This is a genomic window from Streptomyces sp. GD-15H, from assembly GCF_045291515.1.
Classification (GTDB): domain Bacteria; phylum Actinomycetota; class Actinomycetes; order Streptomycetales; family Streptomycetaceae; genus Streptomyces.
Genome location: NZ_CP149447.1, coordinates 5452895 through 5468155, shown reverse-complemented (window position 1 = coordinate 5468155; position 15261 = coordinate 5452895). Strand labels below are relative to the sequence as shown.

Here is a 15261-nt window from a genome sequence, read left to right as displayed (position 1 = left end):
GCGCCCGACGAAGACGCTTTCACTCGCGCGGCGAGGACCACCCTGGCACAGGAGCCGCTCGCCTCGGCAACCGCTCACCGCCCCCGGTCGCGGCCACGATTCGGATAAGTAGGGTCCGAACGCTTTACGACGCTGTTTCAACGATGTAATCGTACTCCCACAGACGACGCGTCCGTGTCGCGTACGTCATGGCCGCCCCGTTCCGCTCCCGCTTTCGGCGAGGGGGCAGACACCGGCGGCGCCCGGCTCCGCCCTCCGTCAGACCTCCAGGAGTGCTCCCGTATGGTCACAGCCCGACTCACCCTCGACCCGGCCTTCGCGGTCGGCACCGTCAACCGCCGGCTGTTCGGCTCCTTCGTGGAACACATGGGCCGGTGCGTCTACACCGGCATTTTCGAGCCCGGGCATCCGGCCGCGGACGAGGAAGGATTCCGCACCGACGTTCTCGACCTGGTGCGGGAGCTCGGCGTCACCACCGTGCGCTACCCGGGCGGTAATTTCGTCTCCCACTACCGCTGGGAAGACGGTGTCGGCCCCGTCTCCGAGCGACCCCGACGGCTCGATCTGGCGTGGCGCAGCCTGGAGAGCAACGCCTTCGGTCTCAACGAGTTCATGAGCTGGGCCGGCAAGGCTGCCGTCGAGCCCATGATGGCCCTCAACCTCGGGACCCGCGGGGTGGCCGAGGCACTCGATCTGCTGGAGTACAGCAATTACCCGGCGGGCACCGCTCTGTCCGACCTGCGCCGCTCCCACGGTGTGGCCGAGCCGCACGACGTGCGCATGTGGTGCCTGGGCAATGAACTCGACGGCCCCTGGCAGATGGGTCACAAGACGGCGCATGAGTACGGGCGGTTGGCGGCGGAGACGGCACGCGCGATGAAGCGCTTCGACCCCGGGCTCGCACTGGTCGCCTGCGGCAGCTCCAATGCCCACATCGACACCTTCGCCTCGTGGGAGGCGACCGTGCTCGAGCACACCTATGAGTTCGTCGACTACATCTCACTGCACGCCTACTACCAGCCCGAGAACGGCGACCTCGACTCCTTCCTGGCCAGCGGCGAGGAGATGGACCGCATGATCTCCGCCGTCACCGCCACCGCCGACCACATCGGCGCACGTGTGCGCAGCGACAAGAAGATCAAGCTCTCCTTCGACGAGTGGAACGTCTGGTACCAGAGCCGTTTCGGCGGCGAGTCCTCCCTGCCCTGGCGGGAGGCGCCCGAACTGATCGAGGACGTCTACGACGTGACCGACGCCGTGGTGGTGGGCAGCCTGCTGATCACCCTGCTCCGGCATGCCGACCGCGTGGGTGCGGCCTGCCAGGCGCAACTGGCGAACGTCATCGCGCCGATCATGACGCGGGCCCAGGGCCCCGCCTGGCGCCAGACGATCTTCCACCCCTTCGCCCGTACCGCGCGTCACGCCCGGGGCACCGTACTGCGTGTGGAGCCCGAATCCCCGGTGGTGGACACGGCCAAGTACGGCCCGGTCCCCGCCCTCTGGGCGACCGCTACGCATGACGAGGAGAGCGGCGATGTGGCGCTCTTCGCGGTGAACCGCGGCACCCGGGAGGAACTCGCCCTCTCCGTGGATCTGCGGGCCTTCCCCCGGCACCGTGTCGTCGAGCACGTGATCCTGCACGACGCGGACCCGACGGTGACGAACACCGAAGCCCGGCCCGACCGCGTCCGGCCCAGAGACGTGAAGGGCACCAAGACCGACGACAGTGCCCTCGGCGTCGATCTGCCACCCGTGAGCTGGACCATGGTCCGCCTTTCCGCTGTCTGAGCCCCGTACGACATCGTCCATGGGCCCGACGACGAGCCCGGAACCAGGAGCAGAGAATGCACAGCACCAGTTCGCCCTTCCCCTCGGTCCAGCGGAGAAAGCTCCTCGGCGCGGCAGCAGGGGTGACGGCTGCCGGTTTCCTCACGGCGTGCAGCGGCGGTACGAAGGTGGGAGCCGGACAGAACGGCAGCGACGACACTCCGGCCTTCAGCGGCGGCGAGTACAAGGGCCCCAAGGTCACGCTCGAGTACTGGAACGGCTTCACCGGCGGCGACGGTCCGCACATGAAGGCCATGCTGGCCGCGTTCAACAAGCAGTACGAGGGCCGCATCACCGTCAAGAACACGACCCGACGCTGGGAAGACCTCTACCCGGCGATGCCCACGGCCATCAGCGCCGGCAAGGGCCCGGACGTCGCCGTCATCCACAACGACCAGATCGCCACGTTCGCCGTGCGCGGCACCCTGATGCCGCTGGACGACGTCGTGTCGGCCCTCGGACTCAGCGAGTCCGACTTCATCCCCGCCGTATGGCAGGCCGGCGTCTATGAGGGCAAGCGCTACAGCGTCCCCCTCGACGTGCACTGCCTCGCCGACTACTGGAACGTGCGCCACCTGGCCCGTGCCGGCCTGGAGAAGGCCCCGAGCGACCGTGCCGGCTATGAGGACGCGCTCAAGGAGCTGAAGTCCGCGGGTGTCGCCCAGCCCTTCTGGATGCCCAACAAGTGGCAGGCGCACCTCATGTTCATGAGCCTGCTGTGGCAGTTCGGCGGTGATCTGTACAACGAGGACGGCACCGAGGCGCTCTGGGGTTCGGACGCCGGCGAGGAGGCCCTGGGCTGGATGACCGAGCAGATCCGCAAGGGCTACAGCCCCGCCCAGGTGGCACAGGATTCCCAGTACAACGCCTTCAAGAACGACAAGACAAGCTTCACCTGGGACGGCATCTGGCAGATCAACGACCTCAAGTCGGCAGCCGGAAAGATCAAGTGGGACATGGCAGCGCTTCCCACGATCGGCTCGTCGCCGGCCGTGTGGACGGCCAGCCACAACTTCGTACTGACCTCTCAGACAGGACGCGACAAGAACAAGGCCCAGGCCGCGAAGTTCTTCATCGACTACATGAGCGAGCGGTCCACGGAGTGGGCCCAGGCCGGCATGATCCCCGCCCGCAACAGTGTCCGCGCCAAGGCCGAGATAGCCCGGTTGCCGCAGATACCTCTCGCCGAGAACGTCGACATCTTCCGTTTCCTTCCGGCGCTGCCCGGCCTGGGCGACGTGCAGCGGGCGGCGCTGGAGTTGGCCGTCCAGAAGGCCGTCCTGGGTCAGCAGTCACCGGCCAAGGCCCTGGCCGAGGGCGTGGAGACCGCCAAGAAGATGCTGGCCGAGAACAAGCAGAAGTACGCGAAGTGAGGCGATCCCGGTGCGACGGCTGAAGACGCCGCCGTCCACCACGAGCGAACCGCGAGTCCCGGACCGCCCCGCTGTCCGGGCCGTCTCACGGTCCCACCAGTGGTGGACGCCCTATGTGTTCATGGCACCGTACCTGGTGCTCTTCCTCACCTTCGTGGTGATTCCCCTCGGTTACGGACTGTGGATCAGTCTGCATTCGTGGGACATCAATTTCCCGGCCAAACCCTTCGTGGGCCTGGAGAACTACCGGGAGCTGTTCGACCCCGAGGGTGTGGCGGCTTCCCGGTTCTGGCAGGCCATGCGTGCCACCGGAATCTTCACGCTCTTCTCCACGCCCCTGCTGCTCGTCGTACCGCTGTTCACGGCGCTGCTCATGAACGGCCGATTCCGGGGCCGCAACCTCTACCGGGCCGTCTACTTCGCACCGTACGTCCTCGGTGTGGCCGTCGTGGGTCTGCTGTGGCGTTTCCTGCTCGACGGCAACATCGGCCTCGTCAACCACTACCTGGGCCTGATCGGCCTGCCCGACGACATCCAGTGGACCACCGACACCCCCGCCGCGTGGTGGGCGCTCGTCCTGGTCACCGTGTGGTGGACGCTCGGTTTCAACTCCGTCATCTACCTCGCCGGTCTGCAGGACATCCCGGCGGAGCTCTACGAATCCGCCAGGGTCGACGGGGCCAACGCCTGGCAGCGCTTCCGGCACGTCACTCTTCCCGGCCTGCGGCCGGTGGCCCTGTTCGTCGTGAACTCCACGCTGCTCGCCTCGGCCAACATGTTCGGCCAGTCGTACATCATCACCGGCGGCGCGCCGGCGGACGAGACCAAGACGGCCATCTTCTTCATCGCCGAGACCGGGCTGCGGCGATTCGAGATGGGCTCGGCCTCCGCCATGAGCTTCCTCCTGGCCCTGGCTCTCATGGCGGCCAGCGCCGTCGTCTTCCGCGTCTTCCGCGAACGTCAGGAGGGGCGATGACCCGAACGGAGATCACGAAGCGGCCGACGGCCGACGGCACGCCCCTCAAGGAAGGGCGGCCCCCTCGGACGGCGCCGCCCGCCGCCCGGCGTCTGCGCCGTTCCCTGCTCCACCTGATCCTGGCCGTCCTGGCGGCGCTGTACCTCAGCCCGCTGCTGTACATGGTGGCCACCTCGTTCAAGACGCGGGAGGCAGCCGGCTCCACGGACCCGCAGTGGATTCCCTCCCCCGCCACGCTCCAGGCCTACGAGCACATCCTGGGCGCCACGGACAGTCCGGTCATGCGATGGCTGCTCAACAGCGTCCTCGCCGCCGCGGCGCACGCCGCTCTGGTCCTGGCCACCGCGACTCCCGCGGCCTACGCACTGGCGCGGATGCGGTTCAAGGGCAGAGGCTTCTTCTTCGCTTCGATCGTCGTGACCCTGTTCGTACCGCCCATGGTCCTGCTCATCCCGAACTTCTTGATCGTCAACGAGTTGGCCTGGGTGGACAGTTTGCCCGCGGTGATCGTCCCGGGAGCGGCGAGCGCCTTTGGAGTGTTCTTCCTGCGCCAGTTCTTCCTCACCGTGCCGCCGGAACTGGAGGAGGCGGCCGAACTCGACGGCTGCAATCGGTGGGAGATCTTCATCAAGGTGGTGCTACCGCTTTCCAAGCCGGCGCTCACCACGCTGGGCATGCTCGCGTTCCTGGCCAACTGGAACGACTTCTTGTGGCCGTTGTACGTGCTGCTCAGCCCGGAGTCCCTCACTCTGCCCGCCGGACTGGCGAACTTCCAGAATGCCAACAGCATCCACTACGACCTGCTGATGGCGGGAGCAGTGATCGCCAGCGTGCCCGTACTCCTGCTGTACGTCGTGGCACAGCGGTGGGTCATCGAGGGGGTCGCACGGTCCGGCATCAAGGGCTGACGAGCGCGTGCGGGGTGGGCGGCGAGACGTCGGATCCCCGGATCGTCGATCATGGCTGCGTGGTGGGGAACGCGACTCGTGCAGCACTCATCGGCGACCGGGGGTCACGGGCCTGTCGGCCGTTGTGATCGCTGAACTCGTTGCCGAGGGGGGCCGTGGTGGCACGAACGCCACCAGGCCGACTCGCCTCCCGGCCGCGGAAGCGCGCCGTGGGTGCCGGTGCGAAGTACCGAGACGTATCACCCGACCGTGATCCACCACTCAAGATCATTCGAGGACACCGCCGTGGGACGGGCTGATACCTGTCCGGGTGCTCACGCGTCTCGCCGAGGTGATCTCGGCCGGGCCCGGCCACGGGACGGCTCCCCTCGCGCCGGACACCGGTCCCCGCGGATGCGTGACCTCCCTGAGGGGTGGCGCGGGTCACACGGCCGATCTGTCACAAGGAGCGGGTCGCCGGCATCTCGTGTTCGTCCAGTGCAACACCGCGCACACGAGTGAGGACGACGTCATGGACGCCCGTTTCAACACGTTCGACAACGATCGCCGCCCGCTTCAGCCTGGTCTTGCGAGGAACCCCGGGCGTTCGCGCCCGGGAGGAATCGCACCCTCGCGTGAGCGGGGCGGAGCACCGCGGCGGCGTCCGGTGCGGAGCACCGCAATGCTCTGCCCGAGCGGCGGAAGTTCCCTGTGTTCGAATGCGCGGCCCCGGAGGGGCCGGTTAGCCTCGCGGGTGTGAAGCTGGTGGTGCAGGTGAAGCTGCTGCCGACGCCCATGCAGGCGGCGGCACTTGAGATGACCCTGCGCGCCTGCAACGAGGCGGCCACGTGGGTGAGTGAAGTCGCCTTCGAAAAGGATGTGAAGAAGAACTTCGCGCTGCGTCGGCACACCTACGGCGAGATCAAGGCGCGGTGGCGGCTGGGCGCCCAGGCCGCCCAGCACGTGATCAAGAAGACGTGCGACGCGTACGCGACGTTGAAGGCGAACCTGAAGGCCGGGAATTTGGGCAAGCCGGGCTCGGAACGGTACCGGCGAGCCACGGAGAAGCCGATCGGTTTTCGGCCGGCGGGTGCGCAGCCGTACGACGACCGGATGCTGTCCTGGCAGCTCGCCGAGCGTCATGTGTCGATCTGGACGGTGGCCGGGCGGGTGAAGGACGTGCCGTTCACCGCCACGCCGGAGCAGCTGGCGACCCTGGCCCTGTACCGCAAGGGTGAGTCCGATCTCGTGTGCCGGGACGGCATGTGGTTCCTGCTGGCCACCTGCGACGTGCCCGAAGCGCCGCTGAATGGTGACCCGGTGGACTTCCTCGGCATCGACCTGGGCATCGTGAACATCGCCACCACGTCCGACGGCGAGATCATGGCCGGACGCGAGCTCAACCGCATCCGCGCGCGGGAGCGAAAGCTGCGCAGCAAGCTGCAGCAGAAGAACACTCCGTCCGCCAAACGCCGCATGAACAAGCGCAGGCGCAAGGAGGCCCGGCGGGCCAAGGACATCAACCACAAGATCGCGAGACACGTGGTGGCCGAGGCAGAACGCACCTCGCGCGGAATCGCCCTGGAAGACCTCACGGGCATCCGGCAGAGGGTACGGCTTCGCAAGCCCCAACGGGCCACCCACTCCAGCTGGGCCTTTGCCCAGCTGGAGGCGTTCATCGCGTACAAGGCCCGCAGGGCAGGGGTGCCGGTGGTGTACGTCGATCCGGCGTACACCTCCCGCACCTGCGCCGAATGCGGGCATATCGACAGGGCGAACCGGGTTTCCCAGGCCCGGTTCGCGTGCCGGAACTGCGGACTCGTTGATCACGCAGACCGGAACGGCTCCCGCAACATCCGCGCCAGAGCGTGGGAGTTGTGGCGACGCGGGGCCCAGTCAACGGCCCCGCCCCACCCTCGCGCCAGCGGGGTGGGGCAGGACGCAAACGCAGCACCACCGCCAGTGGTGCCCGTTGTGCAAGCCCGTCGCTTTAGCGACGGGTAGTTGACCAAGCGGTTCGCAGGCGCCGGTCTGGTGGTCCAGCAGTCGCCGCTGCCGAAGTCCACGCAGGAGCTGGTGTCGCTGCGCGCCAACCAGATTAACGGCTGCGGTTGGTGCGTCGACATGCACGCCAAGGAGGCCGCGGCCGGCGGTGAGACCGCGGTACGGCTCAACCTGGTCGCCGCCTGGCGCGAGTCCACCGCGTTCACCGACGCCGAGCGGGCCGCGCTGGCGCTCGCCGAGGAGGGGACCCGGCTCGCCGACGCCCACCAGGGCGTGTCCGACGAGACCTGGGACCAGGTGCGCAAGCACTACGACGACGACCAGATCGCCGCCCTGGTCGCCCTGGTCGCCCTGATCAACGCGGCCAACCGGCTCGCCGTGATCGTGCACCTGAAGGGGGGTTCCTACGAGCCCGGCATGTTCGCCGCCGCGGTCGGCTGACTGGGAGCCGCGCGACTGGCCCGGGATCATTCGGTCCGGGCCGGACCCACGCATGTGGGCGACCACCCGGTCGTAGCAGGCGTGCGTCCGGTCGCCCCCAGCCCGTCGCCGATCAGCGGTCACCCGGGTCTCCGGTGCCATGATGATCGTGATGTCCGCCGGAGGAGAGCACGTGGAAGACGAGATACAGCAGGAACAGGCGAGTCCCGAGGTGCAGGCGCGTATCCGGGCCAGCTTCGACCGGCAGGGGCTGATGGGTCACCTCGGTGCGCACCTCAGCCACATCGCGCCGGGTCGTGTGCACATCATGCTCCCGAGTCGTCCCGAAGTGACCCAGCAGCACGGCTACTTCCACGCCGGTGCCACCAGCGCCATCGCGGACAGCGCAGGCGGCTACGCGGCCTTCACGCTGTTCCCCGAGAACACCGAGGTGCTCACCGTCGAGTACAAGTTCAACCTCCTGTCGCCCGCCGCCGGCGACCACATCGAGGCGGTCGGAACCGTCCTGAAGTCCGGACGCACCCTGACCGTGTGCCGACTGGAGGTGTTCGGCATCCAGGGCGACCAGCGGAAACTCGTCGCGAACGGACAGCAGACCCTCATTCGCGTGGCACGACCCGAGCAGTGACCCGGCAGCCGGCTGCCGTCCTGGGTGACCTGGCGACAGAGGCCGTTTCCCGACGCCAACCGGCTCCTGCTCCACGGACGCCAACCGGCCCTGGTCGACAGCGGATTCGTCGGCCACGCCGGGGAGACGGCCGCCTGGGCCCGCGCCCACGCCGGTGACGTCGGCCTGGTCGTGACCACGCGCTGGCTCTCCGACCAGGTCGGCGGCGTCCCCCTCTTGCAGGCGGGGGGCGCCGGCAGCGCGATCCCGGCCTCACCGGGCCCTTTCCACGAGGAGCTGCCGACCTGACGTCCGGCCGTCGGTGATCGTCTCTACACTTCTCGCGTGCCCAACTGGATAACCCCGCGCCGCTTGGGCGCCACCGCCGTCCTGTACGCCGTGTTCGTCGGTGGCTGGTACCTCGGCCAGCCCCTCCCCCACGTCGGCTGCCACACGCCCGAACCGGCCACCGCGTCCGAGGCGTTGGCGATCAGTGAACCCGGCGACGTCTACCGCGACTTCTCCAGGGGCGCGTCCCAGGTCACCGACACCCTCACCGTGCAGATCTTCTCAACGGACGCGATCGTGTCGTGCGACGGGACGCCCCGTCCCCGCCTCCTGGCCTGGGTGACCGGCGACTGGCGTTGACCTGCGAGTCACCGACAGCACGGGCGGAGAGAGACGAATGACCCTGATTCCGCTGGTGCTGGGCGTCGGGATCGTACTGGGCGGACTTACGCCGGTGACGGACCACCGTGGCGTCGCCCAACGGGTCGTGGACACGCAGCTGAACCCCGCATACACCGAACCCGGCATCCTGCGGGGCTTCAGCAGGCTGGGGAGGGAACACCCCGGGACGGACTTCGCCCGCAGCGCACCGAGACTCCGGGTGCTCGTGCGGATACGGGGCGGGATCGCCGTCGTGGTAGGACTCGGTTTCCTGGCTGTAGGCACCGCGCTCCTGATTCGCGCCTGACCTTCCTCCGCTCACAGAACCGCATGGTGGTAAGCCCTGGGAGGAAAATCCCACACACGCCACTGCTCCGGGCAAGGGGGCGTGGGCGCGGCGGGCCGAGCATGCCCGGTTCGCCGTGCCCACGCCCTGCCCGGCCCGAAGGGCCCGTGTGACACCGCTGTTGCCGGAGATGGCCTCCGCCGCAGTGGGTCGGGCCAGGCTGCTGGACCCGGCGGATTCGGTCTTCTCGACCGGGAGGCCGTCGTGTGGCTACCGGGTCTGCGGTTCGTCGTGGTTCCGGTGGTCCGCGCCTTCGGTGAACGTTGGGGGAGGCGGAGGACGGCGGTACGGACTCGGCGACGATCCGGTTCTGCCGTATGCCGGGGTGGCGGATACGGCAGTCCCGCCGCGCTGGGCGCCGTCCTCACCGCCATGGCATCCACCGTCTCGGCGGGGACGCCTCGCGGCTGCGGACGCGGGCCGGGGCGGGCCGGTGTGAGGGCGGGGGCGAAGCCCAGCGGGGTGGTTCGGGGCCCGGAGAGAGCGGGCTCCGGAGCCGGCTACTCCGCCCGGGACAGTTCCGCCCGGCCGAAGAGGAGGGCGTAACCCGGGGGCAGTTGGTCCAGGATGCGGGTCACCAGGGCGTCACCGACCAGGGGTGGCAGGACGCTCAGGACCGAGCTGACGTCCCAGCGGGCGGTGGCCGGGGTCGTGCCCTCGATGCGGGTGGCCACCGAGTCGACGAACTCCGCCGCCGTCAGGGGGCGGGTCGCCGGGATCTGGGAGGCGACCACCCTGGCCGCCTCCTCCGGCAGGGCGCGGGCCAGATCGACGCGTTCGTCGCCGACCACGTGCCCGCCGAGCGCGGAGAGGACGACGCGGGTGACGCGTTCCGCCTCCGCCCTCGTCGGGTACTGGCCCGATTCCCGCACCGACTCGACCAGTGCGTGCCAGCCGTCGCCGCCGCGGGACGGACGGCGGTTGCCGTCGCCGGGGTCGTAGGGGTTCGGGGCGGGGACGACTCGCTGCGGACTCGGGATCGTGGACTTGCGCGGCGTCATCGTGGTCATCTCGGGCTCCTCTTCTTCTCCGGGGTCGGTGTCGTCCGCCCAAGGGACAGGCAGGGGCGCGTCCCGCTGTGCCGGTGCCGGCGGGACGCGCGCTCGTGCGTGCTGTCAGCTGCTGAGCTGCTTGCGGCTGCCGCCGGTGATCTGGATGCGGCGCGGCTTGGCCTGTTCGGCCACGGGGATGCGCAGGGTCAGGACGCCGACGTCGTAGGACGCGTCGATGCGTTCGGTGTCCAGGCTGTCGCCGAGGAGGAGCCGGCGGGTGAAGGTACCGGTGGGGCGTTCGGCGACCAGCGGCTCCGTGCCCTCGGGGACCGGGGAACGGCGTTCGGCGCGAACGTCGAGGACATTGCGCTCGACGGCCAGCTCGATCGTCTCGGGGTCGATGCCGGGGAGGTCGAAGTGGACGATGAAGTCGTCCCCCGCCCGGTAGGCGTCCATCGGCACGGCCGCGGGGCGGCCGGTGGAGCCGTGGCCGAAGACCTGCCGCGCGAGGCGGTCGAATTCGCGGTAGGGGTCTCCCCCGCTCGAGCGCGGTCGAAGGCTGGGGGAAGGGTCGGTGCCCATGAGCATCACAGTTCTCTCCTTTCCTCGGATGCTGGTGCGATGCCCTCCGGTCACCTTCTTATATAGCCCGGAGGAGGAATCTTGACAAGCATCGACTCAATCTCGGGCTCCGCCCCGGGCCCCATAGGCTCGCCCACCCTGTGCGCGTCCCTTCCGTCCGGCCGTTAGCCTCGGATGTCGATGACACCCCGCCCTTGCGGGCCCGGTAGCAGGAGGCAGGACTTCATGGTGCAGGTTCCCAGTTCCGTGGTGGCCGCGAGCGGACTCGTCGGCGGGTACGGCGTGGCCCGCTGGACCCGGAAGCGGCAGCTGGGCGGGGTCGTCCTCGCCGTGGCGGGGGCCGCGGCGGCGCAGCAGTGGCGGGAACGGGCCGGCGGGAAGGCCGCGGGGGCGCTGTCGGTCGCCTATGTCGCCGCCTTCGCCGGGTCGCATCCGCTCGCGAAGAAGGTGGGCGCCTGGCCCGCGGTGTTCGGGGCGGCGGGGGCCGTGGCGCTCGCCTCGTGGGCGGTCGCCGACCGGCGGGGCTGACGGCCGTCGGGCACCGCGGGCAACACCGCCCCTACGCCCCCACCGCCCGCGCCACCGTGTAGATGACCAGGCCCGCCAGGGAGCCGACGACCGTGCCGTTGATGCGGATGAACTGGAGGTCGCGGCCGATGTTCGCCTCGATCTTCTTCGTGGTGTGCTCGGGGTCCCAGCTCGCCACGGTGTCCGTGATCAGGGAGGTGATCTCCTTGCGGTAGGTGGTGACGACGTACACCGCGGCGCTCTCCAGCCAGCCGTCGACCTTGCCCTGCACCTTGGGGTCGACCGCCATGCGCGCGCCCAGCGACAGCAGTGAGGCGCGAACGCGCAGCCGCAGCTCGCTGCGCTCGTCCTCCGCCGCGGAGACGATCATGGATCGTACGGCGGTCCAGGCGGAGGCGATCAGGTCCTGGACCTCGCCGCGGCCGAGGACGTCGCCCTTGAGGCGTTCGATCCGGGCGCGGGTGTCGGTGTCGGACTGGAGGTCGGAGGCGAAGTCGGCGAGGAAGCGGTCGAGGGCGCCGCGCGCGGGGTGGGTGGGCATGTCGCGCATCTCGGTGATGAAGCGCAGCAGCTCCTTGTAGACGCGTTCGCCGACCTTGCGGTCCACGAACCTCGGGGTCCAGCCGGGGGCACCGCCGTGCACGGCGTCCATCACGTAGTCGCCGTGCAGCACGAGCCAGTCGTGGGCGCGGGCGACGAGGACGTCGACGGCCTTCTTGTGACCGCCGTCGGCGACGATCTTCTCCAGCATCTTGCCCATGCCGGGTGCGATCTCCTGGGCGTCCGCGCGGCGCGTGATGGCCTCGCCGACCACCGCCTGGACGTCGGAGTCGCGCAGCACGGTCAGCGCGCCGCGCAGGGCGGCCGACAACTCGGCGGTGACCCGGTCGGTGTGTTCGGGCACCGCGAGCCAGGCGCCGAGCCGGCTGCCGATGCCGACGGCGCGCAGCCGCCCGCGGACGACGTCCTCGGAGAGGAAGTTCTCGCCGACGAAGTCGCCCAGGGAGACACCGAAGCTGGTCCTTCTTGTTGGGGATGATCGCGGTGTGCGGGATGCGCAGGCCGAGGGGGTAGCGGAAGAGGGCGGTCACGGCGAACCAGTCGGCGAGCGCGCCGACCATGCCGGCCTCGGCCGCGGCGGCGACATAGCCCGCCCAGGCACCGGCGCCCTGGTGGGAGGCCCATTCGGTGAGGACGTACACCACGGTGACGAACAGCAGCAGTCCGGTGGCGGTGAGCTTCATCCGGCGCACTCCGCGCTGCTTCTCCTCGTCCGCCGGGCTGAACGTCGTCATCGTGCGGTTCGTGACGCCACCGGCACCGGCACCGCCATCGGCACCGGCCTCCGCGGTGTCCGCCGCCCTCGTCCGCTCGATCCGTTTCATCCGCTCCACTACGCTCCACCTGCTCCGCCCGCTGCACCTGTTCGGTGATCCCTCACACATTGTCCCTTCCTGACCGACTCCCGGAACGGAACAGGAGTTCCCGGCGTCTGTTCAAAGGGGGATCCACAAGGGGGTTCTGCCGGGGAAACTCAGGGAGATCTCAGGGATGGGCCCGGGGAGGGACTCGGGGGCCATCAGAGGATCCCAGGGGCGTCCGCGTGGGGATCCGGGTCGGGTCCCGTCATTTCCCCTTGGGCCCATGACGCATCATGGGCCCATCCGAACGGAGCCTCGGGCTCCCACCGTCCGAGGAGAACCGAACAGCATGACCCGGGCACGTGACGGGGGCGCGGGGGCGCCGCCCGCGAAGTACCGCGCCCTGCTCGCCGCGATGGTCGCCGCGATCGTGGCCGTTTCCGCCGCCATCTACGTCACGGCGTCGTCCGACGACGGTACGCGACACCGCGGCACCCTCGCCGGCGGTCGCGGCACTCCGCAGAACTCGGCCGCACCCGCCTCCACCGGCACCTGGGTCGGCTCCTGGGCCGCCTCCCCGGTCGGCGGCGAACCCGACACCGAGATGACCGGCCTCGCGGGCCGCTCGGTGCGCAACGTCGTGCACACCAGCGTCGGCGGCACCAGCGCCCGGATCACCCTGTCCAACCTCTACGGGCAGTCCCCGCTGACCGTCACCCACGCCTCGATCGCCGTCTCCGCCGGCCGGGGCACCGCGGCGGCGCTCGCCGGGACGATGCGGCGGCTCACCTTCGGCGGCAACCCCGCCGTCGTCATCCCGGCCGGCGGCCGGGTGATGAGCGACGCCGTGCGCCTCGCCGTCCCGTACGACGGGGACGTCCTGGTCACGACGTACTCCCCCAGCGCCTCCGGACCGGTCACGTACCACCCGCACGCGCGCCAGATCTCCTACGCCGCCGACGGCGAGCACACCCGCGACACGGCCGGCGCCGCGTACACCGAGGAGAGCACCTCCTGGCGCTACCTGACCGCGCTGGACGTGCTGAGCAACGAGTCCGACGGCACCGTCGTCGTCCTCGGCGACTCGCTCACCGACGGCGTCACCTCCACCACGGGCGGCAACAACCGCTGGCCGGACGTCCTGTCCGACCGGCTGCGCGCCGCGGTCGAGGCCGGGCGGGACGTGCCGCGTCACGGCGTCGTCAACGAGGGCATCAGCGGCAACCGCGTCCTCGCCGACGGCCTCGGCCGCCCCCCGGAGAACCCCAGCGGCCTGAACCGTTTCGACCGCGACGTCCTCGGCCGTACGAACGTCAGGGTCGTCGTCGTCGTCCTCGGCGTCAACGACATCCTGCGCGACCGGAACCTCGCCGACCCGGACGCGGTCGTCGGCGGCCTGAACGCCCTCGTCGAGCGGGCCCACGCCCGCGGGCTGAAGGTCGTCGGCGCGACCCTGATGCCGTTCGGCGGCCACCGCGGCCACACCGGCCCGCGCGAGGCGGTACGGCAGCAGATCAACGCGGAGATCCGCGCGGGGCGCGTCTTCGACGCCGTCGTCGACTTCGACCGGGCCCTGCGTGACCCGTACGACCCGCGCCGGCTGCGCTCCGACTACGACTCGGGCGACCACCTCCACCCGAGCGACCGGGGGTACGCGCGGATGGCGGAGGTCTTCGACCTGGACGCCCTGAAGGGCGGGGCACCGGCTCAGCTGTAGGGGGCGGCCGCCCGGCGTGGGCGGCGAGGCTGTGTGGGCGGCGGGGCCCGGCTCGGTCAGCGGTCGCTGTCGCGGCGGCGTTCGCGCTGCTCCTCACCGTGGCGGCCGTGCAGGGAATCGAAGGAGCCGTGCCCGTGCCCGAAGCCTCCGTGGCCCGAGGAGGCCCGGCCGGACGAGGAGGCGTCGAGCTCGCGGCGGTCCGCGTCGCCCGCCCACTGCTCGCGGCGGTTCTCCTTGCGCTCCAGCTTCTCGCGGCGGCGTTCCTCGCGCAGCCGCTGCTTCTCCGCCCGGGCCAGCTTGCGCTGGACGCCGACCCCGCCCCAGAAGGCGAACCCCGTGACGATCACCCGCGGGGCGCCCGGGTCACCCGGCTCGCCCTCCTCACGGTGATCGAAGCCGCCCATGAGGCCGAAACCGCGGACGGCGACCTCGACACCCGGCGGGACGATGACGTCCACCCCGCCCATGATCGCGACCGCGTTGATCACGACCTCACGGTCCGCGAAGTTCGCCTCCCGCAGATCGATCTGCCCGCCGCCCATGAAGGTGAAGCAGTTGAACCGTCGCGGCACCGTCCAGCGGCCCTTGCGCTGGAACCCCGACATCACGGCGACGGCCCAGGTCGACGTCCCCTCGCCGCCCGTGACCACCCGGTCCGCCCAAGTGTCGCCCTGCTCCGGGGCCTTGGTCAGGGACACGGCGGGGGCCGTCACGCCCGGGGCGGGCAGATCGCGGGTGAGCGGCTCGAGTTCCCGGTAGGTCCGCGCCCTGTACGTCGCGTCCAGCCGCTCCTCGAACTCCTCCATGTCGAGGCGCCCCTCCGCGACCGCGTCCCGCAGGACGGCGGCGACCCGCTCTCGGTCGGCATCGGAGGCGCGGAGGTCCGGGACTGCGTCGTCGGTCATACACAGCAGCCTACGAGGTCCCCCCGATCGAGGGCTACGAGCGGCC

The 15261-nt window shown here is 70.1% G+C and carries 15 protein-coding genes and 1 pseudogene; 12 read left to right on the top strand and 4 right to left on the bottom strand.

Annotated elements, in window-relative coordinates; translation table 11 throughout:
• Nucleotides 1–282: 282 nt before the first annotated feature.
• From WJ438_RS25910 to WJ438_RS25865, 10 genes are all read left to right on the top strand, one after another.
• Nucleotides 283–1788 (top strand): alpha-N-arabinofuranosidase, encoded by a 1506-nt coding sequence (locus WJ438_RS25910; RefSeq protein WP_406727365.1) that lies wholly within the window; start codon nt 283–285, stop codon nt 1786–1788.
• Nucleotides 1789–1844: 56 nt separating this feature from the next.
• Complete coding sequence (locus WJ438_RS25905; protein WP_406727364.1) at nt 1845–3200, top strand: ABC transporter substrate-binding protein; 1356 nt, start codon at nt 1845–1847, stop codon at nt 3198–3200.
• Between the two features lie 121 nt (nt 3201–3321).
• Nucleotides 3322–4176 carry a carbohydrate ABC transporter permease gene (locus tag WJ438_RS25900; RefSeq protein WP_406727363.1) on the top strand — a complete coding sequence of 285 codons (855 nt, stop codon included), beginning with the start codon at nt 3322–3324 and terminating at the stop codon, nt 4174–4176.
• Nucleotides 4173–5084: a carbohydrate ABC transporter permease gene (locus WJ438_RS25895; RefSeq protein WP_406727362.1), complete on the top strand. Its 912-nt coding sequence runs from the start codon at nt 4173–4175 to the stop codon at nt 5082–5084. The genes WJ438_RS25900 and WJ438_RS25895 overlap by 4 nt, the downstream gene beginning before the upstream one ends.
• A gap of 735 nt (nt 5085–5819) precedes the next feature.
• Entirely contained in the window at nt 5820–7067 is a 1248-nt protein-coding gene (locus WJ438_RS25890; RefSeq protein ID WP_406727361.1) for an RNA-guided endonuclease InsQ/TnpB family protein, read from the top strand.
• The gene (locus tag WJ438_RS25885) at nt 7068–7508 is read left to right on the top strand and encodes a carboxymuconolactone decarboxylase family protein (protein ID WP_406727360.1); all 441 of its coding nucleotides are present in this window, start codon (nt 7068–7070) and stop codon (nt 7506–7508) included.
• Between the two features lie 172 nt (nt 7509–7680).
• Complete coding sequence (locus WJ438_RS25880; protein ID WP_406727359.1) at nt 7681–8136, top strand: PaaI family thioesterase; 456 nt, start codon at nt 7681–7683, stop codon at nt 8134–8136.
• A gap of 24 nt (nt 8137–8160) precedes the next feature.
• Nucleotides 8161–8424, top strand: a complete 264-nt coding sequence (locus tag WJ438_RS25875; RefSeq protein ID WP_406727358.1) for a hypothetical protein — start codon at nt 8161–8163, stop codon at nt 8422–8424.
• 36 nt (nt 8425–8460) lie between these two features.
• Nucleotides 8461–8763 carry a hypothetical protein gene (locus WJ438_RS25870; RefSeq protein WP_406727357.1) on the top strand — a complete coding sequence of 101 codons (303 nt, stop codon included), beginning with the start codon at nt 8461–8463 and terminating at the stop codon, nt 8761–8763.
• A 37-nt stretch (nt 8764–8800) separates the two neighbouring features.
• The gene (locus WJ438_RS25865; RefSeq protein WP_406727356.1) at nt 8801–9091 is read left to right on the top strand and encodes a hypothetical protein; all 291 of its coding nucleotides are present in this window, start codon (nt 8801–8803) and stop codon (nt 9089–9091) included.
• Between the two features lie 539 nt (nt 9092–9630).
• Here WJ438_RS25865 and WJ438_RS25860 read toward each other — a convergent pair.
• Together WJ438_RS25860 and WJ438_RS25855 are read right to left on the bottom strand one after the other, a co-directional pair.
• Nucleotides 9631–10140 (bottom strand): DUF2267 domain-containing protein, encoded by a 510-nt coding sequence (locus tag WJ438_RS25860; protein WP_406727355.1) that lies wholly within the window; start codon nt 10138–10140, stop codon nt 9631–9633.
• Nucleotides 10141–10245: 105 nt separating this feature from the next.
• Nucleotides 10246–10710, bottom strand: a complete 465-nt coding sequence (locus WJ438_RS25855; RefSeq protein WP_406727354.1) for an Hsp20/alpha crystallin family protein — start codon at nt 10708–10710, stop codon at nt 10246–10248.
• Nucleotides 10711–10929: 219 nt separating this feature from the next.
• Between WJ438_RS25855 and WJ438_RS25850 the strand changes: the two genes are divergently transcribed.
• On the top strand, nt 10930–11232 hold the full coding sequence (locus tag WJ438_RS25850) for a hypothetical protein (RefSeq protein ID WP_406727353.1): 303 nt from the start codon (nt 10930–10932) through the stop codon (nt 11230–11232).
• A gap of 31 nt (nt 11233–11263) precedes the next feature.
• Here the strand turns inward: WJ438_RS25850 and WJ438_RS25845 are convergent.
• A pseudogene (locus tag WJ438_RS25845) lies at nt 11264–12617 on the bottom strand (DUF445 domain-containing protein).
• Between the two features lie 325 nt (nt 12618–12942).
• Between WJ438_RS25845 and WJ438_RS25840 the strand changes: the two are divergent.
• Nucleotides 12943–14310, top strand: a complete 1368-nt coding sequence (locus WJ438_RS25840) for an SGNH/GDSL hydrolase family protein (RefSeq protein WP_406727352.1) — start codon at nt 12943–12945, stop codon at nt 14308–14310.
• Between the two features lie 56 nt (nt 14311–14366).
• On the opposite strand, the gene WJ438_RS25835 is transcribed toward WJ438_RS25840, so the two are convergent.
• A complete protein-coding gene (locus tag WJ438_RS25835; protein ID WP_406727351.1) occupies nt 14367–15215 on the bottom strand; it encodes a DUF1707 domain-containing protein in 849 nt (282 codons plus the stop codon).
• Between the last annotated feature and the right edge of the window lie 46 nt (nt 15216–15261).

Bases quoted from the DNA above. Each gene is read 5' to 3' on its own strand.
- WJ438_RS25910 (WP_406727365.1), top strand. From the start codon at position 283: ATGGTCACAGCCCGACTCACCCTCGACCCGGCCTTCGCGGTCGGCACC.
- WJ438_RS25855 (WP_406727354.1), bottom strand. From the start codon at position 10,710: ATGCTCATGGGCACCGACCCTTCCCCCAGCCTTCGACCGCGCTCGAGC.
- WJ438_RS25865 (WP_406727356.1), top strand. From the start codon at position 8,801: ATGACCCTGATTCCGCTGGTGCTGGGCGTCGGGATCGTACTGGGCGGA.
- WJ438_RS25850 (WP_406727353.1), top strand. From the start codon at position 10,930: ATGGTGCAGGTTCCCAGTTCCGTGGTGGCCGCGAGCGGACTCGTCGGC.
- WJ438_RS25895 (WP_406727362.1), top strand. From the start codon at position 4,173: ATGACCCGAACGGAGATCACGAAGCGGCCGACGGCCGACGGCACGCCC.
- WJ438_RS25835 (WP_406727351.1), bottom strand. From the start codon at position 15,215: ATGACCGACGACGCAGTCCCGGACCTCCGCGCCTCCGATGCCGACCGA.
- WJ438_RS25905 (WP_406727364.1), top strand. From the start codon at position 1,845: ATGCACAGCACCAGTTCGCCCTTCCCCTCGGTCCAGCGGAGAAAGCTC.
- WJ438_RS25900 (WP_406727363.1), top strand. From the start codon at position 3,322: ATGGCACCGTACCTGGTGCTCTTCCTCACCTTCGTGGTGATTCCCCTC.
- WJ438_RS25840 (WP_406727352.1), top strand. From the start codon at position 12,943: ATGACCCGGGCACGTGACGGGGGCGCGGGGGCGCCGCCCGCGAAGTAC.
- WJ438_RS25860 (WP_406727355.1), bottom strand. From the start codon at position 10,140: ATGACCACGATGACGCCGCGCAAGTCCACGATCCCGAGTCCGCAGCGA.